Source organism: Cutibacterium sp. KBN10P07758 (assembly GCF_050286205.1).
GTDB classification, from domain to species: Bacteria; Actinomycetota; Actinomycetes; order Propionibacteriales; family Propionibacteriaceae; genus Cutibacterium; species Cutibacterium acnes.
The window spans coordinates 911,728-938,617 of sequence record NZ_JBNNQV010000001.1 but is presented as its reverse complement, the minus strand read 5'-3'; the positions used below and the strand labels follow the sequence as shown (position 1 = coordinate 938,617).

The 26,890-nt window shown below is 60.0% G+C and carries 25 protein-coding genes; 16 read left to right on the top strand and 9 right to left on the bottom strand.

Going from position 1 to position 26,890, the window contains the following annotated elements:
- The first annotated feature begins 5 nt into the window (after positions 1-5).
- From ACOYO3_RS04635 to ACOYO3_RS04625, 3 genes are read left to right on the top strand one after another with little or no spacing between them, the layout of a single operon-like run.
- Positions 6-809: a cytochrome bc1 complex diheme cytochrome c subunit gene (locus ACOYO3_RS04635; protein WP_002520374.1), complete on the top strand. Its 804-nt coding sequence runs from the start codon at positions 6-8 to the stop codon at positions 807-809.
- The gene (locus ACOYO3_RS04630) at positions 776-1,858 is read left to right on the top strand and encodes a cytochrome bc1 complex Rieske iron-sulfur subunit (RefSeq protein ID WP_002520373.1); all 1,083 of its coding nucleotides are present in this window, start codon (positions 776-778) and stop codon (positions 1,856-1,858) included. The genes ACOYO3_RS04635 and ACOYO3_RS04630 overlap by 34 nt, the downstream gene beginning before the upstream one ends.
- Positions 1,858-3,537 carry a cytochrome bc1 complex cytochrome b subunit gene (locus ACOYO3_RS04625; RefSeq protein WP_002525072.1) on the top strand — a complete coding sequence of 560 codons (1,680 nt, stop codon included), beginning with the start codon at positions 1,858-1,860 and terminating at the stop codon, positions 3,535-3,537. Before ACOYO3_RS04630 ends, ACOYO3_RS04625 begins: the two co-directional genes overlap by 1 nt.
- Positions 3,538-3,585: 48 nt before the next feature.
- Here the strand turns inward: ACOYO3_RS04625 and ACOYO3_RS04620 are convergent, their stop codons facing one another.
- A complete protein-coding gene (locus ACOYO3_RS04620) occupies positions 3,586-3,903 on the bottom strand; it encodes an MGMT family protein (RefSeq protein WP_002520371.1) in 318 nt (105 codons plus the stop codon).
- A 38-nt stretch (positions 3,904-3,941) separates the two neighbouring features.
- Between ACOYO3_RS04620 and ACOYO3_RS04615 the strand changes: the two genes are divergently transcribed.
- The gene (locus ACOYO3_RS04615; protein WP_002525832.1) at positions 3,942-5,423 is read left to right on the top strand and encodes a GuaB1 family IMP dehydrogenase-related protein; all 1,482 of its coding nucleotides are present in this window, start codon (positions 3,942-3,944) and stop codon (positions 5,421-5,423) included.
- 64 nt (positions 5,424-5,487) lie between these two features.
- The gene (locus tag ACOYO3_RS04610; protein WP_002520370.1) at positions 5,488-6,144 is read left to right on the top strand and encodes an NAD(P)H-binding protein; all 657 of its coding nucleotides are present in this window, start codon (positions 5,488-5,490) and stop codon (positions 6,142-6,144) included.
- Positions 6,145-6,486: 342 nt separating this feature from the next.
- Here ACOYO3_RS04610 and ACOYO3_RS04605 read toward each other — a convergent pair whose 3' ends face one another.
- Positions 6,487-6,705: a hypothetical protein gene (locus ACOYO3_RS04605; protein WP_002520369.1), complete on the bottom strand. Its 219-nt coding sequence runs from the start codon at positions 6,703-6,705 to the stop codon at positions 6,487-6,489.
- A 498-nt stretch (positions 6,706-7,203) separates the two neighbouring features.
- Here ACOYO3_RS04605 and ACOYO3_RS04600 point away from each other — a divergent pair, with 498 nt between their 5' ends.
- From ACOYO3_RS04600 to ACOYO3_RS04590, 3 genes are all read left to right on the top strand, one after another.
- Complete coding sequence (locus ACOYO3_RS04600) at positions 7,204-7,425, top strand: hypothetical protein (RefSeq protein ID WP_002513979.1); 222 nt, start codon at positions 7,204-7,206, stop codon at positions 7,423-7,425.
- A 73-nt stretch (positions 7,426-7,498) separates the two neighbouring features.
- The gene (locus ACOYO3_RS04595; protein WP_002518261.1) at positions 7,499-8,173 is read left to right on the top strand and encodes an ABC transporter ATP-binding protein; all 675 of its coding nucleotides are present in this window, start codon (positions 7,499-7,501) and stop codon (positions 8,171-8,173) included.
- Complete coding sequence (locus ACOYO3_RS04590; RefSeq protein WP_002525076.1) at positions 8,170-10,608, top strand: hypothetical protein; 2,439 nt, start codon at positions 8,170-8,172, stop codon at positions 10,606-10,608. The genes ACOYO3_RS04595 and ACOYO3_RS04590 overlap by 4 nt, the downstream gene beginning before the upstream one ends.
- 51 nt (positions 10,609-10,659) lie before the next feature.
- Here the strand turns inward: ACOYO3_RS04590 and ACOYO3_RS04585 are convergent, their stop codons facing one another.
- From ACOYO3_RS04585 to ACOYO3_RS04560, 6 genes are all read right to left on the bottom strand, one after another.
- Positions 10,660-11,055, bottom strand: coding sequence for a cytochrome c oxidase subunit 4 (locus ACOYO3_RS04585; protein ID WP_002518338.1), 396 nt, complete (start codon positions 11,053-11,055; stop codon positions 10,660-10,662).
- A complete protein-coding gene (gene ctaD, locus ACOYO3_RS04580) occupies positions 11,055-12,773 on the bottom strand; it encodes an aa3-type cytochrome oxidase subunit I (protein ID WP_002518277.1) in 1,719 nt (572 codons plus the stop codon). Before ctaD ends, ACOYO3_RS04585 begins: the two co-directional genes overlap by 1 nt.
- Positions 12,770-13,483, bottom strand: coding sequence for an aa3-type cytochrome oxidase subunit II (gene coxB / locus ACOYO3_RS04575; RefSeq protein ID WP_002519151.1), 714 nt, complete (start codon positions 13,481-13,483; stop codon positions 12,770-12,772). The genes ctaD and coxB overlap by 4 nt, the downstream gene beginning before the upstream one ends.
- A 375-nt stretch (positions 13,484-13,858) precedes the next feature.
- Positions 13,859-14,212: an iron-sulfur cluster insertion protein ErpA gene (erpA, locus tag ACOYO3_RS04570; RefSeq protein ID WP_002515279.1), complete on the bottom strand. Its 354-nt coding sequence runs from the start codon at positions 14,210-14,212 to the stop codon at positions 13,859-13,861.
- A gap of 170 nt (positions 14,213-14,382) precedes the next feature.
- Positions 14,383-14,673 (bottom strand): PspA-associated protein PspAA, encoded by a 291-nt coding sequence (gene pspAA, locus ACOYO3_RS04565; protein WP_002515291.1) that lies wholly within the window; start codon positions 14,671-14,673, stop codon positions 14,383-14,385.
- Entirely contained in the window at positions 14,670-15,473 is an 804-nt protein-coding gene (locus ACOYO3_RS04560; RefSeq protein WP_002515315.1) for a PspA/IM30 family protein, read from the bottom strand. The genes pspAA and ACOYO3_RS04560 overlap by 4 nt, the downstream gene beginning before the upstream one ends.
- A 198-nt stretch (positions 15,474-15,671) precedes the next feature.
- Here ACOYO3_RS04560 and ACOYO3_RS04555 point away from each other — a divergent pair, with 198 nt between their 5' ends.
- Together ACOYO3_RS04555 and ACOYO3_RS04550 are read left to right on the top strand one after the other, a co-directional pair.
- Positions 15,672-16,427, top strand: coding sequence for a DUF3043 domain-containing protein (locus ACOYO3_RS04555; protein ID WP_002520365.1), 756 nt, complete (start codon positions 15,672-15,674; stop codon positions 16,425-16,427).
- Between the two features lie 43 nt (positions 16,428-16,470).
- Positions 16,471-16,689, top strand: a complete 219-nt coding sequence (locus tag ACOYO3_RS04550; protein ID WP_002515303.1) for a hypothetical protein — start codon at positions 16,471-16,473, stop codon at positions 16,687-16,689.
- On the opposite strand, the gene ACOYO3_RS04545 is transcribed toward ACOYO3_RS04550, so the two are convergent.
- Positions 16,659-17,138 (bottom strand): hypothetical protein, encoded by a 480-nt coding sequence (locus ACOYO3_RS04545; protein WP_002519153.1) that lies wholly within the window; start codon positions 17,136-17,138, stop codon positions 16,659-16,661. The two genes, ACOYO3_RS04550 and ACOYO3_RS04545, sit on opposite strands and share 31 nt — an antisense overlap.
- Before the next feature lie 34 nt (positions 17,139-17,172).
- Between ACOYO3_RS04545 and ACOYO3_RS04540 the strand changes: the two genes are divergently transcribed.
- From ACOYO3_RS04540 to lipA, 6 genes are all read left to right on the top strand, one after another.
- Complete coding sequence (locus tag ACOYO3_RS04540) at positions 17,173-18,699, top strand: leucyl aminopeptidase (protein ID WP_002519154.1); 1,527 nt, start codon at positions 17,173-17,175, stop codon at positions 18,697-18,699.
- Positions 18,700-18,859: 160 nt separating this feature from the next.
- Positions 18,860-20,593 carry a 2-oxoglutarate dehydrogenase, E2 component, dihydrolipoamide succinyltransferase gene (gene sucB, locus ACOYO3_RS04535; protein ID WP_002525077.1) on the top strand — a complete coding sequence of 578 codons (1,734 nt, stop codon included), beginning with the start codon at positions 18,860-18,862 and terminating at the stop codon, positions 20,591-20,593.
- Positions 20,594-20,766: 173 nt separating this feature from the next.
- Positions 20,767-21,585 carry a lipoyl(octanoyl) transferase LipB gene (gene lipB / locus ACOYO3_RS04530; RefSeq protein ID WP_002547834.1) on the top strand — a complete coding sequence of 273 codons (819 nt, stop codon included), beginning with the start codon at positions 20,767-20,769 and terminating at the stop codon, positions 21,583-21,585.
- Positions 21,586-21,634: 49 nt separating this feature from the next.
- On the top strand, positions 21,635-23,578 hold the full coding sequence (locus tag ACOYO3_RS04525; RefSeq protein ID WP_002525078.1) for a cytochrome c oxidase assembly protein: 1,944 nt from the start codon (positions 21,635-21,637) through the stop codon (positions 23,576-23,578).
- Entirely contained in the window at positions 23,575-25,818 is a 2,244-nt protein-coding gene (locus ACOYO3_RS04520) for a heavy metal translocating P-type ATPase (RefSeq protein ID WP_002520361.1), read from the top strand. The genes ACOYO3_RS04525 and ACOYO3_RS04520 overlap by 4 nt, the downstream gene beginning before the upstream one ends.
- A 10-nt stretch (positions 25,819-25,828) precedes the next feature.
- Positions 25,829-26,821 carry a lipoyl synthase gene (lipA, locus tag ACOYO3_RS04515; protein WP_002520360.1) on the top strand — a complete coding sequence of 331 codons (993 nt, stop codon included), beginning with the start codon at positions 25,829-25,831 and terminating at the stop codon, positions 26,819-26,821.
- The last annotated feature ends 69 nt before the right edge of the window (positions 26,822-26,890 follow it).

Below are 26,890 nucleotides of genomic sequence, written 5' to 3'. Positions count from 1 at the left end.
TGGTGATGAGATTCCTCTCCACGAAACGGCACAGCCGGGCAGCTAAACCCGTACTGTTGCTGCTGGCCTTGGTTCTGGTGGGGTGCGTGTACGCCTTCGTCAGTCCTTCGGCCTCTGGCCGCGCGGATACGAATGCGTCAACCCAGGTAGCCCGGGGCAAGGAAATCTTCCAGCAGAACTGCTCGTCTTGCCACGGCTTGAACGGCGAGGGCACCACTCAGGGCCCGTCTTTGGCCGGTGTAGGCGCAGCCGCAGTTGACTTCCAAATGGGTACTGGCCGTATGCCGATGGCGCGCCCCGAGGCCCAGGCCCCATCAAAGAAGACGAAGTTCACTGACGAGGAGACTGCCTCAGTTGGCGCATACGTTGCTTCCCTCGCTCCCGGACCAAAGGTCCCCTCCCCCCAGAGCCTCAATACCTCAAACTTGAAGGCTGAGGAACTAGCTCGAGGTGCTGAACTGTTCAAGACTAACTGTTCGGCCTGCCACAACATCGAGGGTCGCGGTGGCGCCCTCCCCGAGGGTGCTTATGCCCCCTCCCTCATGAAGACTTCCAACAAGCACATCTACGAAGCTATGCGCACTGGCCCGCAACAGATGCCGGTGTTCTCCAAATCCGTCATTACCGATCAGGACGCCCGCGAAATCATCGGCTACCTGCAGACCACTCATAGCGAACCCAATAATGGCGGCTTTGCCCTTGGCGGTATCGGTCCGGTCACCGAAGGCCTATTCGGTTGGATCATTGGCATCGGCGGCCTGGTCCTGGTCGCTGGATGGCTGGCACGGAAGGGGGCTCGCGCGAAGTGAGCGATAAATACACCGAACGCGATGACTTGCCGGTCGACAACCCGGGGGTCGAACCCCATGTTGAGCGTTACACCGACGCTAATCCAAAGGCCGGAAACCGCGCTTACCGACAGGTATTGACCCTCCTCAGCCTGGTCCCAGTCCTCGCTATTGCCTTCGTCGTCGTGTACTTCGCGGTCCCGCGTGACGCGACCGTCGAAATCGGTCCGTTGTACATGAACGCCTCTACCTTCGGACTGGGCCTGTGTGCAGGGCTCGCGGTGCTATTCATTGGCATCGCGTGCATCCACTGGGCCAAGCAGATCATGGGTGACGAAGAGATCATCCAGGAGCGGCATCCGGTCAATTCCGATGCCACTGATCGTAAGGAGTTTGCCAAACAGTGGCGTATTGGCGCTGAACAGTCGGGACTTTCTCGACGCAAACTCATCGGTGGAGCTCTCGGCGGCGCTATCGGCATCATGGCCGTACCGGCTATCGTCACCCTCGCTGATCTGGGTCCCAAGCCTGGACCGGGAACTCGTCGCGCGACGATCGAACGGACCATCTGGGCCGAAGGTGTGCGGCTGGTCAACGACGTCACCTTCCAGCCCATCAAAGCCTCCGATCTAGAGATCGGCCAGCTCGTCAACGCTGAGCCCGAGAACCTCAAGGAGCTTGAGGGAGTTGAGTTCCAGCGCGCAAAGGCCAAGGCTGCCATTCTCATCGTCCGGATGGATCTTGACTCCATCAAGATTCCTGAATCCCGTAAGGACTGGCAGGTTGGTGGCATCCTGTCGTATTCCAAGATCTGCACCCACGTCGGTTGTCCTGTCAACCTCTGGGAGCAGCAGACGCACCATCTGCTGTGCCCCTGCCACCAGTCAACCTTCGACTTGGGTGACTCCGGTGTTGTCGTCTTCGGCCCTGCCGGACGCTCACTGCCACAGCTACCCATCACCGTTGACGACAAGGGGTACCTGGTCGCTCGAAGCGACTTCACCGTTCCGGTGGGCCCGTCCTACTTTGAACGAGATTCTCGTCACGACTACAAGAAGGGTGACAACTGATGGCCCGGCCAACTGGCATCGCCGAAGAATCACCCACCCTGCGCACCGCAACGGCTGATGACAAGCCAACGGGTCGCGGGATGCGGATCGTCAACTGGCACGACGACCGTCTGGGTCTGGCCAAGATGGGTAAGGAAAATCTGCGCAAGGTTTTCCCTGACCATTGGTCATTCCTACTGGGCGAGATTGCCCTGTACTCGTTTGTTGCTCTGTTGCTCACAGGTGTATTCCTGACCATCTGGTTCAAACCGTCAATGGCCGAGGTCGACTACACCGGCCCATATCAGCTGCTCAAGGGAACGCCCATGTCGGAGGCCTTCGCCTCCACTCTGGACCTCTCCTTCGAGGTGCGTGGTGGCCTGTTAATTCGTCAGATCCACCACTGGGCCGCCATTCTCTTCGTGGCAGCGGCCACTGTGCACATGCTGCGTATCTTCTTTACTGGTGCCTTCCGCAAACCCCGTGAGATCAACTGGTTGATCGGCCTAGGTCTGTTCATGCTGGCCATGGTCGAGGGCTTCGCCGGCTACTCGCTACCCGATGACCTGCTGTCCGGCACTGGCCTCCGGTTCGCCGATGGTCTAATGCGCGCCATCCCGCTAGTAGGCACCTGGGTTGAGTTCTTCGTCTTCAACGGCGAGTTCCCGGGCACCGCAATTGTCCCCCGCCTGTACATGGTGCACATCCTGCTCATCCCAGCCCTGCTCCTGGGACTAGTGGCCGCCCACCTCGCGCTGGTCGTCTACCACAAGCACACTCAGTACCCGGGCCCCGGACGCACCGAGAAGAATGTCGTGGGTTACCCGCTGTTTCCGGTATACGCGGCCAAGGCCGGCGGTTTCTTTTTCGTGGTCTTTGGCGTGTTGACTCTCATGGGCACCTTCCTTCAGATCAACCCGGTCTGGAAATTCGGTCCCTATAACCCAGGCGAGGTAACGGCCGGGTCCCAACCCGACTGGTACATGGGCTGGCTTGAAGGTGCGGTACGTATCACCCCTAACTGGGAGTGGCACATCGGTCACACCACCTGGAGCTGGAACATCTTCCTTCCTGGCGTGTGCCTCATGGGCGTGTTGTTCACCCTGCTAGTCGCATGGCCCTTCGTTGAAAAGTGGATCACCGGTGACGAGTCTGAGCACCACCTGCTCGACCGCCCGCGCAACGTCCCGACTCGTACCGCGCTCGGCGTCGCCGCCATGAGTTGCTACGCCATGTTCTGGCTCTCAGGGGCCAACGACATTATCGCGACCCACTTCCACCTATCGCTGAACTCGATCACATACTTCATGCGTGGTGCGATCTTCGTCGTCCCGATCATCACCTACCAGATCACCAAGCGCATCTGCGTAGCCCTGCAGCGAGCAGACCGTCAGCGCCTACTCCTCGGGTCGCCCTCCGGCGAAATCATTCGCGAACCTAATGGTGCATTCCACGAGGCCCACGTACCGGTCAGCGACAATGAGGCCTGGACCCTCACTCAGCAAAAGACCTACCCCATCCTTACTGCCGGCTCGATCGATGATCGTGGTCGTAAGGTCAGCAAGAAGCGTGCTCGCTGGATGAAGTGGTTCCTCGGTGACAACGTCCCCACAGTAACCCGTGAAGAACTGGAGGCAGCCCGTTGTCACGCCGAGATCGGCTCCGGCGACTCCGCCCCCCAGGCAGAGATCGCCGACTGACCCCGCTCTACCTAGCGCGGAGGCCCTCTCGCTATGAGGGGGCCTGCGTCATATCCGGCCACGTAACTGCTGCCAGTTACGCTCCCACTCAGCTGGGTCCGGCGCATGGTCACGAAGCATCGTCGTTCCCCCGCCAAGGCCCTCTTCGTCCCAATGCTGACGAGCGTGAGCCATAAGGTGTTCAGGGAGAGTCCCCCGAACAGTCGTGACCCGCCACCAGTCCACTTCCTGACCCTCACACGCGATGATCGTGCCGACCCGCCGCGGCGACGTGCCCACGAGTTGGGCAACATCGGAATAGGACACTACGGTACCGGCGGGCAGAGCTTCTACTGCCGCGAGCACGTCGTCCACCGTCGAGGTCATGGTTCTAGTTTGCCGCGTCGCGGCATGACCCGAGGATAGTGACGTGGGACAATGGCTACGTGCGTTTTCTCAACGAGCAGCCGAACTACGACCTGACGTATAACGACGTCTTCATGGCACCAAACCGTTCCTCGGTGGGGTCCCGCATGAACGTCGACCTCACGTCAACAGACGGGCTAGGTACTCCTCTGCCCCTCGTAGTGGCCAATATGACCGCAATTTCCGGACGTCGCATGGCAGAGACCATCGCCAGGCGCGGAGGCATTGCGGTTCTGCCCCAAGATATCCCAGCAGATTTCGTCGCCCGGTCCATTCGGCGCGTCAAAGATGCGCATACTCGATTCGACACCCCGGTCACCGTCAACCCGACAACGACTGTCGGTGAGGCCATGAACTTGTTCAACAAACGCGCTCACGGCGTCGTCCTTGTCGTTGAAGATCATCGTCCGGTTGGTTTAGTCTCCCCCATCGAGGCTGAGGGCGTAGACCGATTCGCTCAATGCCATGAGGTCATGACAACCGACCTCACCTTGGTTGGTCCACAAGCAAGCCCAGACGACGTTTTCCAGACCCTTGCAGAGCGGCATCAGAAGGTCGCGGTAGCTGTTGACGAGGACGGGGTTCTCGTCGGCATCATGACGTCACGGGGTGCCCTACGCACCGAAATCTATCGTCCTGCTGTTGATCCTGACGGCCACCTTATGATCGGCACTGCGATTGGCATTAACGGCAACGTCGCCGAACGTGCCCGCAATGCCCTGGAATCCGGTTCGGACGTGCTCGTCATGGACACCGCCCATGGCCACCAGGACCAGATGATTCGCGCTATCGAGATCGCCGATGAGGCCCGCACAGCTTTTGAAACGAAGACTGGCCGACGAGTTTCCATCGTCGCCGGCAATATCGTTACCCGCAGCGGCACCCTCGATCTGCTGGAGGCGGGTGCGGACATCATTAAGGTCGGCGTCGGACCGGGCGCCATGTGCACCACTCGGATGCAGACCGGGGTGGGGCGTCCGCAGTTTTCGGCAGTGTTGGAGTGCGCCGAGGCTGCTGCTGAGGTTGATGGTGCCGTCTGGGCTGACGGTGGGGTGCGTCACCCCCGCGATGTTGCTCTTGCCCTTGCTGCAGGCGCCGGATCGGTCATGATTGGCTCGTGGTTCGCGGGTACCCACGAATCGACCGGGGCCATGCTCATCGACCACGATGGCCGGATGTACAAGGAGTCCTTCGGCATGGCCTCGGCTCGCGCCGTGCGTCACCGTACCCGTGAACGCAGTGCTTTCGAGCGAGCCCGCGCCGCCCTCTTCGAGGAAGGCATTTCCCAGTCCAAGATGTACCTGGATCCCCAGCGCCCTGGCGTCGAGGACCTCGTCGATTTCATCACCTCCGGGGTACGTTCCTCGTGTACCTACGCCGGAGCTGCTAATCTCACGGAATTTCATGAGAAGGCCGTGATTGGTGTGCAGTCGCCCTCTGGGTACGAGGAGGGCCGCCCGCTGCAACGCAGCTGGACGTGAGCCCACGGCGAACGTGTCTATATGTGACCTCCAACCCGAACCATCCGGTCCTAGTGTGGCCCCCATGACAGCACATCGGATTCTCGTGATTGGAGGCCACGGACACGTGGCCAAGCACTTCACCCAACTCGCCGCATCTCAGGGACGTCAGGTCGACTCGGTCATCCGACGCAACGACCAGGCACACGACGTCACCTCGTGGGGAGGTAACCCGGTCGTGACGGACGTCACTACCTTGCGCCCCTCACAGTGGGACGACCTCATCAGTAACCACGACGCTGTGGTGTGGTCGGCAGGAGCCGGTGGTAAGGGTGCGCCAGAAGACACTTACGCTGTCGACCGCGACGCCTGTACCGCCCTCGTTGACGCTATCGGACGCTCCCCTCACGGTCCGCGTTTTGTGCTTGTGTCCTGGTGCGGCAGCCCGAACCACGGTGTGCCCTCCGACAACTCTTTCTTCCCCTACGCCGACGCCAAAGCAGCCGCTGACCGTCACACCATGGACTCATCGATTCGGTGGACCATCCTTGGGCCGGTGACGCTGAGTCATGATCCGGCCTCGGGCGTGCGGATCCTCACCGAGGGCGAGGAATACGCTGGCACCACAGTCTCGCGTGAAACGGTCGCACAGGCCGCTCTAGCATGCCTTGACGACGGCACCACAGCGGGCAAGTTCATTCGGTTCTGTGACGGGCCAACGCCCATTGCCGAGGCGTTCTAGCCTCCCCCCACGACATCATTGTCGTTCGGTAGGCAGCAGGTCTCGGCATCGTTAACCATCGGGGCTTCGGCATTCCCACGATTCCGCGATACCGGCTGATCTGAGACGTCCAGCCTGAGCTTATGCAGGGCCCGTAGCACGCTGTGCCATCAGAACGTCACGTGTGTGTCGGGGTCAGCCAATACCCAAGACCCAAAGCATCTACAGATGCTAGCTGCATACTTGTCTAACGCACTATGGGCTTAGGAAACGAACACGTTCATAGCATTCCTAGGTTCTCAACGGACGTGCAACCCTTACCGTGTCGACGTTCAGGCCAGACACGAAAGGGATTGCACGTCCTTAACTGCACGATTTCGGCAGATGACGTCGAATGAGGACGACCACATCGACAAGTGACGAAGCGAACACTGGAGGTACCTCAGATCGCTTGGCAACTGGATCGGTCCCGCCGGTCGTGTCACACAGTCTGTGTAGGTGGTCGAGGATGACTGGGAGAAAGTCTAGCTGCACGGGAATCCATCGATGGCGAGGTCGATGCAGATCTTCGAGCAAACTCATCGAACGTGTCACCAGAAGAAGAGACAATCCAAGGCCGGTCCGCAACCTTATAGGGGTTCGCGCTCAACTACCCTGATCGATTCCCCAATCGCTAAAAAGCCCGATCCATTTACACAGAATGCCTGGCACGCCCTGACAGCCTCGTGTCATTACGCACACCCCACGGTGGCCGTACGAAGGGTTCGTGAGAAAATATATGTGATATGGTTCCTCGTTTCCGTGAATTTATCTGAGTGTCGTCACTCCTCTTGACCAGCCACAGTTCCATCGGATACTGTTCATCTCAGCGTTGGACGTTGCCGCCCAACCAGTCGGACGATAGGTCCATCCCTATTCCGCAAAAGGGAAGAATAATGAAATTCAAGAAGGTCGCGACTATTGTCGCGGGATTGACCGTGGCGATCCCCGTGAGCTTGGCAAGCCAAGCGAACGCAGGGAGTAACCTTTGCCCCTCCAAAACAGGTTTGTATCTACGAGGACAATAATTTCGTTGGCCTCATGGGATACCGACGCGCTGGCCTCGGCATTATGAATGTCAGTAGCAAAAATAATGACATTATGTCGTCATATGAAAACAAGTCAGGCACCAATGCGCGTTGGTACCATGATGCCGACGGCAAGGGTCGTTGCGTAACCATGCTCGCCTACCGGTCGGACAACGACATCAACACTTGGGATGATGATGAACTGACCTCGTGGGCAACGAACGGATCCTGCTAATAGCAAGAGGGGCGGCGCGCGTAGCTACCAGCACGCGCGCCGTCCCGCCTCATCACACAAAGGCAAGAATCATATGAATCCCACAGTCAGCGGGGAATCGCTGTCCAAAACGTTCATATCAGGCAGTACCCGAGTCCATGCGATCAACAACGTCAGCGTATCTTTCACCCATTCTGGAGTGCACCTCCTCATGGGAGAAAGCGGATCAGGAAAAAGCACCCTCATCAATCTCCTAGCTGGTCTGGATACCCCAGATTCGGGGTCCGTCTACGCAGAAGGCGTCACCGTATCTGATCAGAGCGAGGCGAACAGAGCCCGATTTCGATTACGCCACATCGCCGTCATCTTCCAGGACGACAACCTCATCGCTGAGTTGACCAATACCGAGAATATTGCGCTACCCCTGTGGGCGCAGGGCACATCGAAGTCCGATGCCACCGAAATCGCCCACGAAGCCATGCGAAAACTAGGAATCGAGTCATTGGGCAGACGCCACCCCGGCGAGGTCTCGGGTGGCCAACGGCAACGCGTCGGAGTTGCGCGAGCACTGGCCAGCGGGCAACACATCCTCCTTGCCGACGAACCAACTGGGGCGCTCGACTCCACGACGTCCGAAGGGCTCTTCGAGCTGCTGGGAAACCTCGCACACGACAACCAGATGTGCGTCATCGTGGCCACACACGATCCACTCGCCACGAAGCACTGCGACTCCGTCACTACCCTCTTGGACGGACAACTCGTCGCATGAACAGAAGACTAACGGCCCAGACATTCCACATCTGGACGCGAAACAAGCACCGTATCAATTTGTCATGTCCATTCGCAGTGGTGATTGCTTGCTTCATCGCCCTGTACCTGACGCTGTCATCCTTCGCCCTCACTGGTTCACAGAAAAGAATTAGTTATCTGGATGGTCATGACGCATCCATCACTATCAGCCAGACACAAACAACTCTGCGCCCTGCCCAGGGCACGGTAATCGATCGACTGAGAAAATCGGGGGCACGGAACATATCCGTCATCACCACTGGTTCCAGCTTCCAAATTGACGGCTTTCGTACCACCGGATTGTCGACAGGTTTCCACGATCGAATTCAATACATGGAATGGGCCTCGGGCTCACCCGCATCGCGATATCACCTGACCACTGGCCATTGGCCCTCCAGTCCGGGAGAAGTTGCCCTGTCCGAGCCTTTGGCCGCACGTCTCCACGACCCCAGTCGCATCCACGTCTTCTCCGACACCTCACGATTGCGGGTCGTGGGGACATTTCACGATGCCTACGCCACAGACGCTTTGGTGGCCATCGGCGCCGCGAGCGGTTGGAAATCCATGTCTGCCGCAGCATCCAAAGGATACCCGTCACTGTCGCCCATCGTGGAATACGTCTGGGATGGTCTGCCGCTCAGCACCGCCATACCCTTATTCAGCACGCTGTACGGGACTCCGACTGACTCACTTGTCACATCCAGCCGTGATGGAGCAAAGATCTCCGCAAGCCCCCAGGTATCGTTGGCCTCTCGAAGCCCCTATCTCGTGATGATCCCTTGCCTTTTGCTCACAGGTGCCGTCCAACTCACCGTGATGGCTAGGATCGCCACATCCATCCGCGCACAGCGGCAATCAATGCTGAAACTGGGGATCCCGCTATCAGCAACGCTCGCGTCCGCACTCGGCTCGGTCCTCGCCATCTGTCTGGCGGCATGGTCGGTAGGTGTATGTGGAGGCTGGATACTCGGAATGGCCCTTCGCAGATTCCTGGTGCCTCACCTACTCACACAACCCATCAGCCCACCGGTGTCGATCGCCCCATTAGCCATGACACTCCTGGCACTCACTGTCGCCATGAGTATCGCGGCCATTCCACTGACCGGCCCGCGGGCTGGTGGGCGAAACAGGACAACACCGCACCATGCCCGGTCGGCAACAACGCTACGGTGGGTCAGGCGAGTGGCTGGTGTCCTTCTCATTATCGGCGGACTACTCGCACTCCAAAACCGGACCCAACTCGACGACGTCATACATGGTGCCATCTTCGTCTCATCCGGAGCCGTCCTCCTCATGCCCGATCTCATTTCCGGAATCATCTCGGTCATCAAGCTTCCAACACCCGCTGGTCTGCTGGCCGTAAAGACGCTGCACTTCAACGATGCACGAATTCGGATCATGGGGTCAGCGTTGTGTCTATGCCTGGTGATCCCTGCCAGTGTCAACGTCATCATGACCTCATACCAGCAGTCAACGGCGGCGCTGAGCATGGCCCCACCGGACACCTTGATCCTGCAATCGCCAGATAGCAACCCCGTACCAAAAGACCTTCCGCGAAGCGTGCAGGCTGCGACCGGCATGAAGCGTGCCGTCAAGGTCGACATGCTCAGTGGCGAGATCACGTCGAACCATCACTCCGGAACCGCGCAGGCCGTCATGGTCGTATCATCCCCGGAAGACGCCGAACGAGTACTGAATATGAAGCTCACGACCGAGGAGCGAACACATCTCAATAACAGTTTCATGCTGTCATTTTCAGATGGCCCAGCAAAGACAATCCTCGCCCTAGACGATGGCCGCCGGGCCGCAATCCCATCCAGCCGGGTCGAGGTCAACCCGACATGGGCATACATCTATGGCGGCGTCATTGTGAAAGCGACCCTAGAACGAATCCGAGCCCAATCGATACCACACCAGTGGGTATACACGGGGGTCCAGAAAAGCGGCATCACTCAAGCCGTCAACTATGTCCACCGCCAAGGCCTCGATCCACAGCTACTCACCTACCACGTGGAACCGGAACCTCCTCAGATGCCGTTCGCTTGGTGGACGGTGTGCCTTACCCTCGTCATCATCGCAGCGGGTATCACCGCCAGCGTTTCCGCGTCATTGGGACACATTGCACGAAATCAGAGCCGGCAGCTACTCGCCATAGGACTCCCGAAACGGCTGGGGGCAATGATCCCCATCCTCGAGAGCATGCTTCTGGTCGGATTGTGCTCCGTCATCGCGAGCGTCCTGGCCATCGTTCCGGTCGTGGTCGGGCGAAGCCTGTCTGAGTCCTTCACATTATGGGTGCCGAAAGATTGGGTCATCCTGTGGTGTGCCGGGCTTGGACTACTGATTGTGTTGTCCCCTTTAGCAGGACTCCGCGCGATCAGGGCACGAGAGCGTACCGCCGATGCCCTGATCTAGCCCAAACACGGACATCGCCGCCGCGGTCTGATCCGTGGCGGCGATGGACGGTCAGTGAGCGTAATCCCCGCGGTAGTACTCAAAAGCCCAACCCGAGGCGGCCCAGATACCAATGCCCAGCCCGAGCAGAGAGATCCACCAGCCGAAGATCGGGCCGAGGCACATGATGGCGACAACGAGCGCGCACCAGAACGGCCAGATACTCTGTGGCGGGAAGAAACCGACCGGACCAGCCCCGTCGATCACCTCGGCATCCTTCTCGTCGGAGGGCCGAGGATTGATCTTCTTGGCGATGACCTGGACGTAGAAAAACACCATCAGGGCCATCGCCGCCGACAGCCCGAGCACCCAAGTGCCGGCCACTTCGTGTGCCGTGAACCAGTACACCGGGGTAACGACGAGGTAGAACAGGCCGAGCCCGCCAAATACCCAACGTTCCGGTTTCATCAGGCATCCTCCTTACCGGAGTGGACGAGTTCGCGCGGATTAGCTTCCCCAGTCTCGGGGGCCAGAGCGGCCTCCGGATGATTGATGTCGAAGGCCGGAGAGGTGGAGCGCACGCGGATCATCTTCGTGAAATTGTGGGCGGGCGGCGGGCATGAAGTAGCCCACTCGAGGGTACGGCCCCAACCCCACGGGTCAGCGACCTCGATATTCGGATCGTGACGAGTAATCCAGACGTTCCATGCGAACGGCAGCATCGAAATGGCCAGCAGGAAGGCGCCGAAGGTCGACACCTGGTTGAGTAAGGTGAATCCCTCCCATGCACCGTAGTCGGCAATACGACGCTGCATACCCTCAACACCAAGCCAGTGCTGAACGAGGAAGGTGGTGTGGAAACCGACGAACAGAGTCCAGAAGTGGATCTTGCCCCAGGTCTCGTTAAGCATGTGCCCAGTGATCTTCGGCCACCAATAGTAGAACCCGGCGAACATCGCGAAGACCACTGTGCCGAACAGCACATAGTGGAAATGGGCTACCACGAAGTAGGTGTCAGACACGTTGAAGTCCATCGGCGGGCTAGCGAGCATGACACCAGTGAGACCGCCGAACAGGAAGGTCGTCAAGAAGCCGATAGCAAAGAGCATCGGCGTGTCAAAGCTCAACGAGCCACCCCACATGGTGCCAATCCAGTTGAAAAACTTCACACCAGTCGGAACAGCGATCGTGAAGGTCATGAAGGAGAAGAACGGCAGGGAGACCGCGCCAGTCACGAACATGTGGTGGGCCCACACAGACACCGACAGACCACCGATAGCCAGGGTCGCGAATACCAGGCCGACATAGCCAAACACCGGCTTGCGACTGAACACTGGCAGCACCTCAGTGATGATGCCAAAGAACGGCAAGGCGATGACGTACACCTCCGGGTGCCCGAAGAACCAGAAGAGGTGCTGCCACAGGATCGGGCCACCATTCGCAGCGTCGAAGATATGGGCTCCCAGAGCCCGATCAGCCTCGAGAACGAGCAGACCAGCCGACAGGACTGGGAAGACGACCAGCACCATGATCGAGGTGATGAGGATATTCCAGGAGAAAATCGGCATCCGGAACATCGTCATGCCGGGGGTACGCATGAGAATGATCGTCGTCACAAAGTTGACAGCACCGAGGATGGACGACAAGCCAAGGAGGTACAGGCCCATCACCCACAGGTCCCCGCCGACTCCCGGTGAGTTGATGGCGTCCGATAGCGGCGCGTAGGCGAACCAACCAAAGCTGGCAGCACCACCAGGGGTGAGGAAGCCGCTACAGGCCATCAGGGAGCCGAAAAGGTACAGCCAGTACGCAAACTGGTTAATACGCGGGAACGCGACATCCGGGGCACCGATCTGAAGCGGCATGAAGAAGTTCGCGAACCCGGAAAACAGCGGGGTGGCAAACATCAGCAGCATGATCGTGCCGTGCATCGTGAAGAGCTGGTTGAAGGTCTCCTGGTGCATAAACTGCATACCTGGATATGCCAACTCGGCGCGAATAAGCAGGGCAAGGATGCCGCCAAAGACGAAGAAAAACAGCGACGTACCAAAGTACAGCCGGCCGATTTTCTTATGGTCGGTGGTCGTCATGTAATCCCAAACGAGGGCACCAAAGCTGGCCTTGCGACGCTCCTGGCGAGTAATGGCAGGAGGTGCGGTCCGCTGAGCAATGGATGCGCTGGTCACTTCTTCTCCCCCTCATTTGATTCGGTGGTGGTGAGGGCAGCAACCGAGTTCGCAGGCTTGATCTCACCGGTGTCGCCCTGAGCTTTGAGCTGCTGAAGGTGCTTGTTGTAGTCCTCGACCGACACCACGTGCACCTTGAAGATCATATTTGCGTGATAGGTACCACACAGCTCGGCGCACTTACCGTCGTAAACACCGATCCTCGTCGGAGTGAGGTCAAACTGGTTAGGATGGCCCGGAATGACGTCCATCTTGAAGTAGAAGGCCGGCACCCAGAACGAGTGGATAACATCAGCGGACTTGAGGCGGAAGCGCACTGACTGGCTCACCGGAAGGTACAGATTCGGAATCTTCTCGATAGTGCCAACCTCATGGGTGACAACACCACCGGCGTCAGGATTGTTGGCCTCCATATAGTTAAAAGTCCACGACCACTTCTGGCCGACAACATTAACGACATGTTGAGGGTCAGGGTTCTTGTCGAGCACCTTGTTCTCGGTACGAACGGTATAGAAGAACAGCACGCCGATCACAAGGAAAGGAACGATGGTGTAGAGCACTTCAAGCGGAAGGTGATACCGAGACTGGCGCGGAATCGCCGGGTCACCGTCCTTACGACGGAACTTGAAAGCGGCAAATCCGATGAGCCCCCATACGAATACGCCGATGACAAGCGCCGCAACCCAGGCGCCAATCCACATATTGCCCATGTGCACGGCGCGATCGGACGCCGGATCGACAAGACCGAGACGAGCTGCGCGCCCGGGGCCAGTACTGCCGCAGCCGCTGAGGGGCACCACCGCTATCGCTGCGGCACAGACGCCGCCGACTTTTCCGGCAGCACGCCTGCCACTTCGGGGCACGTTCCGGTCAAGGTCGTGTCGCCAGCTGACTCTGCGTCCCACGGTTCACCCTCCCCATTGCAAGCCCGCCCCCGACCCGACGATGGGAACAGGTAACTGTTGTGTCCGTCACATTGAACAATAGCGAAAATAAGGCGCTTCGTCCGCCCAGTAGGACTGACGAAACGCCTTAATGACTCCAACGAGCCTGCTCGGGAAGAGTTCCCGATCCTCAGAACCAGCTCAGTGGAAAGAGTCCCCACAAGCGCAGGTGCTAGTCGCGTTAGGGTTGTCGATAGTGAACCCCTGCTTTTCGATGGTGTCCATGAAGTCAATCGTGGCGCCAGCTAGGTATGGAGCGCTCATACGGTCAGTGACCACATCGACCCCGCCGTAGGTCTTTACAACGTCGCCCTCGAGGTGACGCTCGTCGAAGAACAGCTGATACCGCAGCCCCGAGCAACCGCCAGGCTGCACAGCCAGACGCAACGCGAGGTCGTCACGACCCTCTTGATCGAGCAGCGACTTCACCTTCGCGGCAGCCGCGTCGGTAAGGATGATTCCGTCAGTGGCGGGAGGGGTAAGGGCGTCGGTCATATGGGCTCCAAGAACGTGTGATGGACGATCCCGGGAGATGACCCGGGTGGTCGATCTTGATGGATCGGGCGGGTGTGTCGTCCCGTCGCAATATCCACTGTATCCGCAGCACGCCGTCCACACCGAACGGTACCGGTTCAGCGCGCAGCGGAACAAGGGCATTCAGGGGATCAACCGGGTATAAGACCGTCGCCGGCCGGGTTCTCCGACAGCCAGACTGAGACTTCCTCGATCGTCGCAGAAACGTCAGGAACGATGAGGTCCGAGTCGATGATGTTGTCGTCAGCAATCGGAGTACCAACAGTCCGCACCGTCGTCACCAGCTCAGTTAAGGCTTCGGTGAGCTCATTTTGCGAGGTTGTCCCGATAGCGTGCTCGACGCGGGCATCGATGCGATTGAGATGACCCATTTCGGTGTCGGGCACCTGCCACTGGCCTTCACCAACAATGCGAATGATCATGACTGATCCTCCTGACGTCGCACAGATCGCGATCCCGTATGCGGGTCCGTTCCGTTTTCGGCGCCGGACTCGAGCTCCGGGGCGGAACCATCACGCCCTGTCCCCAGCTGAGCCTTCAAAGCCGACAGCTCAGCATCGATGGCATGGTCGTTGGCCAGACTGTCGAGCTCCCGGGTGATGTCGTCGCCGTAGCTGCGAGTGGGATCCTCAATAGCACCACTGGCAATGAGTTCGTCCATGGCTCCAGCACGAGCCTGCAGTTCCATCGTCTTGTCCTCGGCGCGGGTGATCGCCATGCCGATGTCGCCCATCTCCTCATTAAGACCTGTGAAGGCCTCGTTGATGCGGGTCTGGGCTTCAGCTGCGGAGTAGGTAGCTTTGATGGTCTCTTTCTTGGTGCGGAAGGCATCCACTCGAGCCTGGAGGCGCTGCGACCCGCGGATGAGTTTCTCTTCCTCAGCCTGCAGGGTGGCATGCTGGGTCTGCAGATCATTGAGCTGGGCCTGCAGAGTTGCCTTACGGGTCAACGCCTCACGGGCGAGATCCTCACGACCCTGCTCGAGTGCCCGACTGGCAGCGTTCTGCATCTTGTCGACATCGGTCTGTAATTGATTCATCTGCAGCTCGACGCGCTTACGGCTCGTGGCGACGTCGGCGACGCCTCTGCGCACCTTCTGCAGCATATCGAGCTGACGCTGGTAGGAATAGTCGAGGGTCTCGCGCGGATCCTCGACCTTGTCGAGGGCCTTGTTCGCCTTAGAGCGGAAAACCGTCGAAAGTCGTGCAAATATACCAGCCATAGGTGGAGTCGAATCCTTCCCCTTCGGTGCTTGAGGACTCCGGGAAGTCGTCAGCGTTGCGGTTGCCTGATCATTAGGGTACGGGACTGCGCAACATCGGCAACAGCAATACCCGTACAATCTTCTCAGCCCAGACAGGGTTGCGCCAGCTGGAACAAGCCACCGGGCGCGCGAGGACGACACATAAAAGGATGGATCGTGGGACTGTTCCGCCCCTACGAGCAGGGAACCAGCAAGAAGACCGGACCGACGGAGGAGACCGTCGAGGCAGGGCCGGGATCCAGTACTGAGTCCTCCTCTTCCTCGGCTACCACAGCTCCCAGACGCGCTCCGAAGACCTCGTCAACCGGCAGAAAACAACGGGCTAGTAAGGGGGATCACGCCACTAAGAAGCCCGAAACGGCTGACCATAAGGCGCCTGTTGCACAGCCGAAGACCGTATCCCGGCACACCGCAAAGAAGGGGCCGACGCCAACCCGCGCCGAAGCCGAGGCTGCACGTCGTCACCGTCTCAATCCGACGCTGAGCAAGAAGGAGGCCCGCAAGCGCGAGCGCCTGGCCAAGCGTGAGCGCCAGGCCGCGGCTATGGAAGCGGCCGAGCGACGCCCAGAGCGGGGCTACCTGCGCGATTACATTGACTCGCGTTGGACTTTCAGCGAATTCATTATGCCGATCTTCCTGGCCGTCATGGTGATCTGGTTGGCCATGCTCTTTATCGCTCCAACCGCCGTGGGCGCCATCAATGCCATGTCCCTGGGCATGCTGATCGTGATGATCTTGTGGCTCATTGATTCCTGGCGCCTGTGGCACGGGGCGAAGAAGGGGATCCGAGCCCGTTACCCCAGCGCTCCCCTGCGTGGACTGTGGTCCTACCTCAACAATCGCGCTATGACGGTGCGTCGCTGGCGCAACCCGGCACCGCGCGTCGAGCGTGGCGAAAGAATTGACTCATAACTTTGTGGGACGCAGACGTGGCAGACATGATTGTCTTATAGGTATGAGTTACTCGTGGCTTTTTAAACAGTCCCGCATCACCGTCAAAGGCTCCGAACACCTCGGTGAGCTCGGAGCCGGGCAACAGTTCGAGTCCCAGGAGGAGGCCGAAGCATGGCTCTCTGAAACTTGGCCCGAGCTACAAGATGCTGGAATCGACGAAGTCACCCTTATGGAAGACGACGATGTCGTCTACGGCCCGATGGAACTGTCGGAAGGGTGATCGCGGACCCTCACGGTCTGCCAAGTCATCACCGCGCCAAAAGCTGTCAAGGCGATCCCCAGCCCAATAACAGTCGGACGGGACTGGGCTATAGAACGACGCCGTTGCTCGTACGTCTGCACGGTGTCGGTATGAGTTGCCGTGTACGTGGCCTTGTGACAGGTGTCTCCCGGATGCATCTCGACACCTCGACAAGAGACTGTGGGCGAGGCCATCACCATAATTCCCCACACCAGCAAGGCAACCCCGGCCGCAGCAACAACGACGTCGAGAACCAACCGAAGCTTGGGATGACTCGCACGGCCTAACGGTGCGCTGTGCTGTGCCGACGTTGTAGAGCCCACAAACTCACCATACTGGCGACTCATTACGACCGCGCCGCCACGCACTTGACATCCCTCGACTAGGCTGATCGACGAGGTGTCGCCCCGGGGAATGACCGGGCCCATCCCGAATTATCTACCGAATGGAACCTTCCACCGAATGAGAGGAATCCTCGTGGCCAACAGCACCCAGCTGCCCATCCGCCCGCGTCCCGACCTCAAGGTGTCGCGAAATGCCAACGGCGCCGACGTCGTGATTGCCGGTCTGGTCGAGGGTTCCCAAGGCCCCACCGTCCAGGGGCTGGCACCGCGCGCTGTCAAAGAAGCTGAAGAGACCTTCGGCGCCCCGCTCGTCGAAGTGGCCATTCGGGCCGGCGGATCTACCAAAATTGGTTCCACCGTGGTGCTGCCATGGTTTGGAAACAGCCTCGTTCTGGTTGGCTGCGGAGCTGAGGGATTCGATGGTGAGTCCCTGCGCAAGGCTGCCGGTTCGGGCGCTCGTGCCGCCGCTGACTTATCACACGGCAGCAGCCTCAAAGTAGCCGTTGACATGGGGACAGTCTCGGCCGAGCAGGTTCGAATCGCCGCCGAGGGGGCCTTACTCGGCTGCTACAAGGTGCCGACCATTACCGCAACCTCGAATGAGCCCGAGATCTCGACCGTCACGATAGTGTCCAATGCCCGTGGCGCTAAGCCCGAGCTCAACAAAGCCCGTATCCTTGCTGATGCCGTCTACACCGCCCGCGACTGGGTGGACGCTCCAGCCAACTTGCTCTACCCGAAGACTTTCGCCGCCTCGGTGCAATCCTGGTGCAACAACCTCTCGGACGTCACCGTCGACGTGCTCGACGAGAAAGCCCTGGGGCGTGGTGGCTTCGGCGGCATCCTCGCGGTAGGTGGAGGCTCAGCCCACTCCCCACGTCTGGTCCGCGTGGAATACGCCCCGGAAGGATCCACCACCACGCTGGCTCTAGTGGGCAAGGGCATTACCTTCGACTCTGGCGGCCTCAATATCAAGACTGCTGCCAATATGTACACCATGAAGTGCGATATGGGCGGTGCTGCTGCGGTACTCGCCGCTATCGGCGCGATTGCCCGCCTCGGGCTCAACGTTCGCGTGGTTGCTTACGGGTGTTTGGCAGAGAATATGCCGTCTGGATCAGGGTGGCGCCCCTCTGACGTCGTCACTATGTACGACGGGACAACAGTCGAGAATGGCAACTCCGACGCCGAGGGACGCATCGTGATGGCCGACGGCCTGGCCCGCGCGTGTGAGGACAACCCTGACTTCATCGTCGACATTTCCACCCTGACCGGCGCCTGCATGGTCGCTCTCGGTAACCACACCGCAGGTGTCATGACCTCGGGGGCCCAGGCAGCAGACACCTTGCTGGACGCTTCCGAGGCTGCCGGCGAGGACTTCTGGGAGCTTCCGATTACCGACGAGGTTCGCGAAGGCCTGCATTCTGACATTGCCGACGTCAAGTCCTCCGGCGCTCGCGAAGGCGGCGCGATGCTCGCTGCAGCTTTTCTGCAACGTTTCGTGACCCCAGGCATCGACTGGGCCCATCTCGACATCGCCGGCCCGGCGTACAACGAGGCCTCGGCCCATGACTACACCCCGATTCAAGGAACCGGGTTCGGAGTGCGCACTCTGGTCCAGCTCGCCGCACATATGGCTGGCTGATCATAAATATCACCACTGGGGGCAGGGGTTATAGACCCTTGCCCCTTGCCGTACTCGGATGACATTTTCTGAATCCAAAAATGGGACCAACTGCACATTTGGCCACAGTCAAGCTAGGCTTGCCACGAATCCGTCGCGGCTTGCAAAGGAGCTCCAACACATGTCGACCGAAGTCACTCTTCCTGCACTGGGCGAGTCCGTCACCGAAGGCACCGTGTCCCGCTGGCTCAAGGCTGTCGGAGACACCGTCGAGGCCGACGAACCCTTACTTGAGGTGTCCACCGACAAGGTCGATACCGAAGTCCCCTCCCCCGCCTCCGGCACCCTACTTGAGATCAAGGTCCCCGAAGACGAAGACGCCGAAGTCGGCGCCGTCCTAGCCATCATCGGCGACCCCTCCGAGTCGGGCTCTGCGCCTGCTGAGGCCCCCAGTGGCAATAATGAAGCTGCCGAACCGCAGCCCGAACCTGAGCCGGCTGCCGAGCGGAAGCCGGCTCCTTCCGGTGGTTCCGCTCAGGGAGTTGAGGTCACCCTGCCGGCTCTGGGCGAGTCCGTCACCGAAGGCACCGTGTCCCGCTGGCTCAAGGCTGTCGGAGACACCGTCGAGGCCGACGAACCCTTACTTGAGGTGTCCACCGACAAGGTCGATACCGAAGTCCCCTCCCCCGCCTCCGGCACCCTACTTGAGATCAAGGTCCCCGAAGACGAAGACGCCGAAGTCGGCGCCGTCCTAGCCATCATCGGCGACCCCTCTGCTGTCGAGTCGGCCCCTGCGCCTGCTAAGCCGACGGCTGAGCCCGCGGAGAAGGCCAAACCTGAGCCGGTGAAGAGCGAGGCCGAGGAGGCACCGGCGCCGACCGCGCCGAAGCCCGCCGAGGCTCCCAAACCCGCCGGGACCAATGAGGTCGCCCCACGCGCCACCAACCCGTCGTCGGACGTCTACGTCACCCCGCTAGTCCGCAAGCTCGCCCGGGAGAACAACGTCGACCTGTCGACGATCACCGGAACTGGTGTCGGGGGTCGTATTCGCAAGCAAGACGTACTAGCTGCAGCCGGTAAGTCTGGAGAAGCTCCCTCAGCTCCTCAGGCACCGGCTGCCGCCCCTGCCCCGGCTGCTCCGAAACCGGCTGGTTCAGCCCGTAAAGCCTCCCAGGAAGTCTCTCCGGAAGCTGCCGCTCTGCGCGGCACCACCGAGAAGATGAGCCGTCTACGCAAGGTCATCGCCTCGCGGATGGTTGAGTCACTGCAGATCTCGGCTCAGTTGACGGCCACCGTCGAGGTGGACATGACCGCTATCTCCCGCATCCGCAACGCTGAGAAGGCTGCTTTCAAGGCCCGCGAGGGAGTCGGTCTGTCCTACTTGCCTTTCATTACCAAGGCCGTCGTTGAAGCCCTCAAGGCCAATCCGACCTTCAACGCAAATATCGACACCGAGGTGGGGACGATTACCTACGGTTCTTCTGAGAACATCGGCATCGCCGTTGATACCCCGCGCGGGCTGCTGGTTCCGGTCATCAAGAACGCTGGTGATCTCAATATCGCTGGGCTGACCCACCAGATTGGCGATCTCGCTGCCCGCACCCGCGACAACAAGGTGACCCCTGACGAGCTGTCCGGCGGCACCTTCACCATCACCAACTATGGCTCGGCTGGAGCCCTCTTCGACACCCCGATCGTCAACCAGCCCGAGGTCGCCATCCTCGGCACCGGTGCTCTGGTTAAGCGCCCAGTCGTCGTCACCAACGAGTTCGGCGAGGATACCATCGCAGTCCGCGACATGATGTACCTCTCGCTGTCCTACGATCACCGGCTCATTGACGGCGCTGTGGCGGCTCGCTTCCTATCGGGCATCAAGGCTCGTCTGGAGGAGGGCGACTTCGCCGGAGAGTTCTGACCTTTGGAGACTAAGAAGAACGCGAGCCCGGGAAACTGAATACCCAGGGCAAGCCCGAGGCGGTGGGATCGATCCCACCGCCTCGCCATTTATGCCCGCCCCTTGCGAATGCTGCTCGGACTCGGCCGCTACGTCACCTCATTGCATGGCCGACACTATGATCGCAAGATGTGATGCAACAGGACCCTCCCACATCTCAGCCCCACACTCCACAGATAGTTGACGGGGTGAAGCCCCGCGGCTGGGTTGATCATCCCGCCGGACTACACTTCGAGTACCTGGGGATTGCAGATAGCCGTCCCACCCGCACTGAATACAACGAGTGCTGGGCGCATCAGCGCGAGGTGCACGCTGAGGTGTCCGCCCACCAGCGCCCCAACACAGTCATTTACGTCGAACATGATCCCGTCTACACAGCCGGACGACGCACCCGCAAGGAGGCTTATCCTTTCGACGGCACCCCGGTCGTTCCGGTGGACCGGGGCGGTGAAATCACCTGGCATGGCCCTGGTCAGCTTGTCGGCTACCCGATTGTCTTCTTGCAGCGCGGTATCGGCGTTGTCGATTATGTGCGCCGAGTAGAGGAAGCCGTTATCCGGCTCGTTGCCCAATACGGATTGCGTGCCGGGCGCGTCCCTGGACGAACCGGAGTGTGGTTCCCGTCCGATGGAATGGGACCCGAGCGAAAAGTGTGCGCCATCGGCATCCGCGTGTCTCGACAGACAGCGATGCACGGTTTCGCCCTCAACATCGACCCCGACACTGCTGGCTTCGACAACATTATTCCGTGCGGCATCTCCGACGCCGACGTGACCAGCATGGCACGCGAACTAAGACGTCTGCACGGCCCCGACGCCGAGGTTCCCTCTTTGCTAGAGGTGGCTGGCAACCTCGAGCCCATCCTCACTGAGATGATGTCGTTTCAGCCGTATGAGATGAGCCCAGACATTCCGCGTCGGGAACACCCAGCGTTCCTGCATCCCATGCCATGATCCTGTCCGTTCCCTCGGCTACAGTTCCCTCTACCCTGCCCCAAAGGAGATGTCGGTGACGTATCCCAGCCACGCCCGCACCACTGGACCGCTGTTAGCGGCCACAGGTGTCGCCATGGCCATCGTCGCCGCGGTGATTGGACGACTCCGTCCCCTGGAACCTCGTCTGCTGGGCAGGGAGAATCCAGACGTCCTCACTAGCGTCCTGCATGCCGTCGTCGAAACCCTGTTCTGGACAGCCCTGGTGTGGACGTTAACAGAGCTTGTTCGCGCCACCTTGTGCTCACCGCATCGGGATGTCGTCGATTCCACCCGCACCCGCGGACGCCGGGCATGGTTAGCCGCACAGATGTGGGTTGTACTGGCCCTGCTCATGATCCCGCTGGAATCCGCTGATTCCGCCGGTTTGACCTTCGAGCAGGCCTTCCTCGATCTCCCGACCTACATCACCTCAACCCCATCGGTAGCGGCTTGGCTCGTCGTCGCAGTCTTGGGGCTGCTGGTCGGCCTGCTTGCTCTGCTGAGCACCCATCTCGGCGGCCTCGTAGTGGCAAGCTTACTGACGGTCCTCGCCGCATTGCCGGTTCCCGTCACCGGGGCAATTTCGGTGGGCCTTAACCACGATTTCGCCACCGACTCCGGAGCTCTGGCCACCGTCGGCATGACAGTCGCCGCTGCTTGCGTTCTGGTCGAGGTCCTTGACGGCCCCCGCCCTGCCCTCACCGACCGTCTTATCTGGAAGCAACGCATCGGCGCCGCCGTAACCCTTGCTGGAAGCATTGTTGTCACCTGGCAAGGTCAGGCTGAGCGTTCCTGGGGCTCTGATCGATGGGGCGTGGCCCGCCTCATCGTGCTCGTCGCTACAGTTATCTGGGTCGTCATCACCTGGCTGCCACGTACCAGGATGCTGAGCTGGCTCGGGGTGACGATGGTGGCGGTCGTGCTGATCGTGACGGGAGCAGCAAATCAGCTCGTGCCACCGCGCTACCTCATTGGTCAAACCCCGGCTGTCAATTACCTCGGCTATGAACTACCGCCGGCACCCACAGCCGCCATCCTGCTGGCTCCCGGCCGTCCCAACATCGGTTTCTGGACTCTATCAGTCCTCGGAATCGTTGGCTATTACGTCGCTGTTAGGACCCTCAAGCGTCGTGGCGAAGCCTGGTCTGGGGCACGTATAGGCTCATGGATCGGGGCTTGGGCCGTGGTGATATATCTTGCCAGCACCGGGCTGTGGGAATACTCCTCAATGCAGTTCAGCTGGCACATGCTCGTTCATATGACCTTCAACATGCTGGTTCCGGCCCTACTGGTGCTGGGAGCGCCAATCACCCTCCTAAGACGGGTATTGCGTTCCGGAGACCAGATCAACGATGGTTTCAACGGACCCCATGACTGCCTCATGGCGACGCTGGAATGGCGTCCCACAAAGATCCTATTCGGCCCCTTCGCCGCATGGATCGTCTTTATTGTCAGCTTCTACGTCGTCTATTTCACCCCGATATTCGGCTACCTCATGCGCTACCATTGGGGGCACCAGTGGATGCTGCTGCATTTCCTCGTGGCCGGGTTCATGCTGTTTGAATACGTCATTGGCTTGGACGATCTACCAGTGTCACTGCCCCACATCGGCCGATTGGGGTTTGTCATTACAGCAATGCCTTTCCACTCGTTCTTCGCCGTCATCACGATGAATGCCCACCAGATCATCGGCAAGGATTTTTACGAGGCACTATCTATTCCGTGGGTTCCCAATCTGCATGACGACCAGAACGTCGGTGGCCAGATCACCTGGGCCACCGGCGAGATCCCGATGGCGCTGGTCCTCATCGCGCTGTGCGTGCAGTGGTTCATCTCGGACCGTCGCGACCAGCGGCGGGTCGATGCTTCTGAGGACGCCGACCTTGATGAGTCCCTAGCCGCCTACAACGACATGCTCGCCCGAATGGCTGGTCAGGAGATCAAGCCGCACGATCCAGGGACCAAGTCATGAGCACGGCCGCGATGAGTCCCCCAGACGAGGAGCAAACCGTCCTACATCCGCCGGTGCAGTTGCAGATCAGCGGGATGACCTGCGCTGCGTGCGCCACAACGATCGAGAAAAGGCTGTCCCGCATTGACGGGGTGCACGCGAGTGTCAATTTCGCCTCTGAGCGGGCGACGGTAACTGGCATGGGCGTCAAGGATGCGATAGCCGCTGTCAAGGATGCCGGCTACACCGCAGCCCTGCTCTCCGACATCGATCTAGCAGCCGAGGCAGAACGCCGCATCACCATGTTGAGGCGCCGCCTCATTGTGGCCGTGCTCCTGACCTTGCCCCTCATGGACATCGGCCTGGTCTTAGCTTTGGAACCACAATTACGTTTCCCCACGTGGGACTGGCTACTCGTCTCCCTCTCCCTACCGGTGGTTTTCTGGTCAGCGTGGCCATTCCACAAGGCAACATGGACAAATTTGCGCCACGGCATGACCTCCATGGATACCCTAGTTTCACTAGGGGTTTTAACCTCTTTCGGATGGTCGTTCATCTCCATCCTCATCGGCGCTCAAGACCAAGAGGGGTATTGGCTGGGCTACGGCATCACCCCGGCGGGGGCTGACACCCTGTACCTTGACGTCGCCGCCGGGGTGACCTGTTTTCTGCTAGCCGGACGCTACTTTGAAGCCCGCGCCAAGAGGTCGGCACGGTCTGTGCTAACAGCTTTGAGGCAGCTGGCTGCCAAGAATGCGCGGGTGTTGCGTAATGGAATCGAGACCGTCGTTCCCGTCGAGCAGCTACACCAGAGTGACCTCTTCGTTACCTTAGCCGGAGAGACTCTGGCCGCCGATGGGGAGGTTGTCGAGGGGTCTTCCAGTATCGATACGTCGATGATGACCGGCGAACCGATGCCCGCCGACGTCACTGTAGGGTCAGCGGTGCTCGGCGGAACGATGAACCTTACCGGGCGGATCGTGGCCAGAGCTACCGGAGTTGGTGACCACAGTCAGCTCGCCCACATGGCGGTGTTAGCCGAGGAGGCCCAAGCTCGCAAAGCCAACGTCCAGCGTCTGGTAGACAAGGTCGTCGAGATCTTTGTGCCAGCGGTTCTTGCCATCGTCGTCTTGACCTTCTTCGGTTGGTGGATCGCCGGGGCAGGAACCCGGCATGCCCTCTCGGCAGGCCTCTCGGTGCTTGTTATAGCCTGCCCGTGCGCCCTAGGTTTAGCGACGCCGACTGCCCTCATGGTTGGGGTTGGCCGAGGTGGTCAGCTGGGCATCCTCATTAAGGGGCCAGAAGCTCTGGAGGCGTCCGGTCGCATTGATACTGTGGTCCTTGATAAAACTGGTACTGTCACCAGCGGGGAGATGACTCTCGTCGCGACGCTTCCTGCCAAAGGACAGGACGTCGATCGCGCCCATCGTTACGCCGCCGCCCTGGACCAACACTCCACCCACCCGGTAGCCAAAGCTGTGGTAGCAGCTGTCAAAGGCACCATTCCAGCGTGCCCCAGCCCGCGCACCCTCGCTGGACGAGGCGTCAGTGGCGAGGTTGAGGGGCATCGTGTCATGGTTGGCAATCCTGCGTTTCTCACGGAGGCAGAGATCAAGATTCCCGCCGAGCTGAGCCACACCGTTGAGAAGGCAGCCGAAACAGGCCGTTCCGCCGTCCTGGTAGCGATCGACGGTCAGGCCGCAGCTGCCCTTGTCGTCGCCGACACCGTCAAACCCGAGGCCCCGGAAGTCATCGCCCAGCTCAAAAATATGGGGCTACGAACTGTTCTCCTCACTGGTGATTCGAAAGCCGCCGCAAAAGTCGTCGGAACACAACTTGGCACCGACGAGGTCCTGGCCGAGGTCCTACCCACCGACAAAGCCGAGGTCGTTGAGAGATTTCGCTCTAAAGGCCGCGTGGTCGCCATGGTAGGTGACGGCGTCAACGACGCCGCTGCCTTGGCAAGCTCCGATCTCGGCATGGCACTGGTCACCGGCACTGATATCGCGATGCGCAGCGCCGACATCATCTGCGTACGCCACCATCTCGGGGTCGTCCCAGACGCCATTGGGTTGTCGAGACGCACTCTGAGGACCATCCGCGGCAACCTCGCATGGGCTTTCATCTACAACATCGCAGCGATCCCGATCGCGGCCGCCGGTTTCCTGAACCCGCTGATATCCGGGCTTGCCATGAGCCTTTCGAGCCTCTTCGTCGTCACCCATTCCCTGAGACTTCGTAACTTCGGCACACGCAGTTAAACTGGCCGGCGTGAGTGTCGAAGCAGACGGTAGAAAGCTCCTCCGAGTCGAGGTCAAGAATTCTCAGACGCCCATCGAGAACAAACCCCACTGGATCAAGACTCGGGCCACAATGGGTCCGGAGTACCGCGACATGCGTCGCCGAATGATCGACGGAGATCTGCACACCGTGTGTCAAGAGGCTGGCTGCCCCAATATTTTCGAGTGTTGGGAGGATCGCGAGGCCACTTTCCTCATCGGCGGCGACCACTGCACCCGCCGTTGTGACTTCTGCCAGATCGAGTCGGCCAAGCCGGAAGGCTACGACAAAGACGAGCCGCGTCGCGTCACAGAGTCCGTCAAGCAGATGGGGCTGCGCTACGCTACCGTTACGTCGGTATGCCGAGACGACCTCGAGGACGAAGGTGCCTGGCTGTGCGCCGAGACGATTCGTCAAATCCACCAGGTAACTCCCGGCGTCGGCGTCGAGATGTTAGCCCAAGATTTTTCCGGCAAACAGGACCTGCTCGACATCGTCTTCGAAGCACGCCCGGAGGTCTTCGGTCACAACCTTGAGACGGTCCCCCGCATCTTCAAGCGCATTCGACCCGGATTCCGCTACGACCGTTCTTTGGCCGTCCTGGACTCTGCACATGAGGCCGGTCTGATCACCAAGTCAAATCTCATTCTTGGCATGGGCGAGACCCGTGAAGAAATTTCACAGGCCATGCGGGCGCTCCATGACGCCAACACCGACCTGCTGACGATCACCCAGTACCTGCGCCCGAACTCCTACCTACACCCCATCGACCGTTGGGTGACGCCTCAGGAGTTCGATGAGTTAGCCGAAGAGGCCCGCGAGATTGGATTTGTCGGTGTGATGAGCGGACCGCTTGTGCGATCCTCCTACCGGGCTGGCCGCCTCTATCGGCAGGCTATGGAAGCACGCGGCGAGCGTCCGGTGATGATCGTGACCGGGTACCGCGACGGTGCGAAACCTGCACCATTCGCGGCCAAGGAGTGACGGTGCGACCTCCTAGAGCTGGGACGCGCGTCGAACGGCTCGCATGAGGTGAGGCCGCCCCTGCATCAA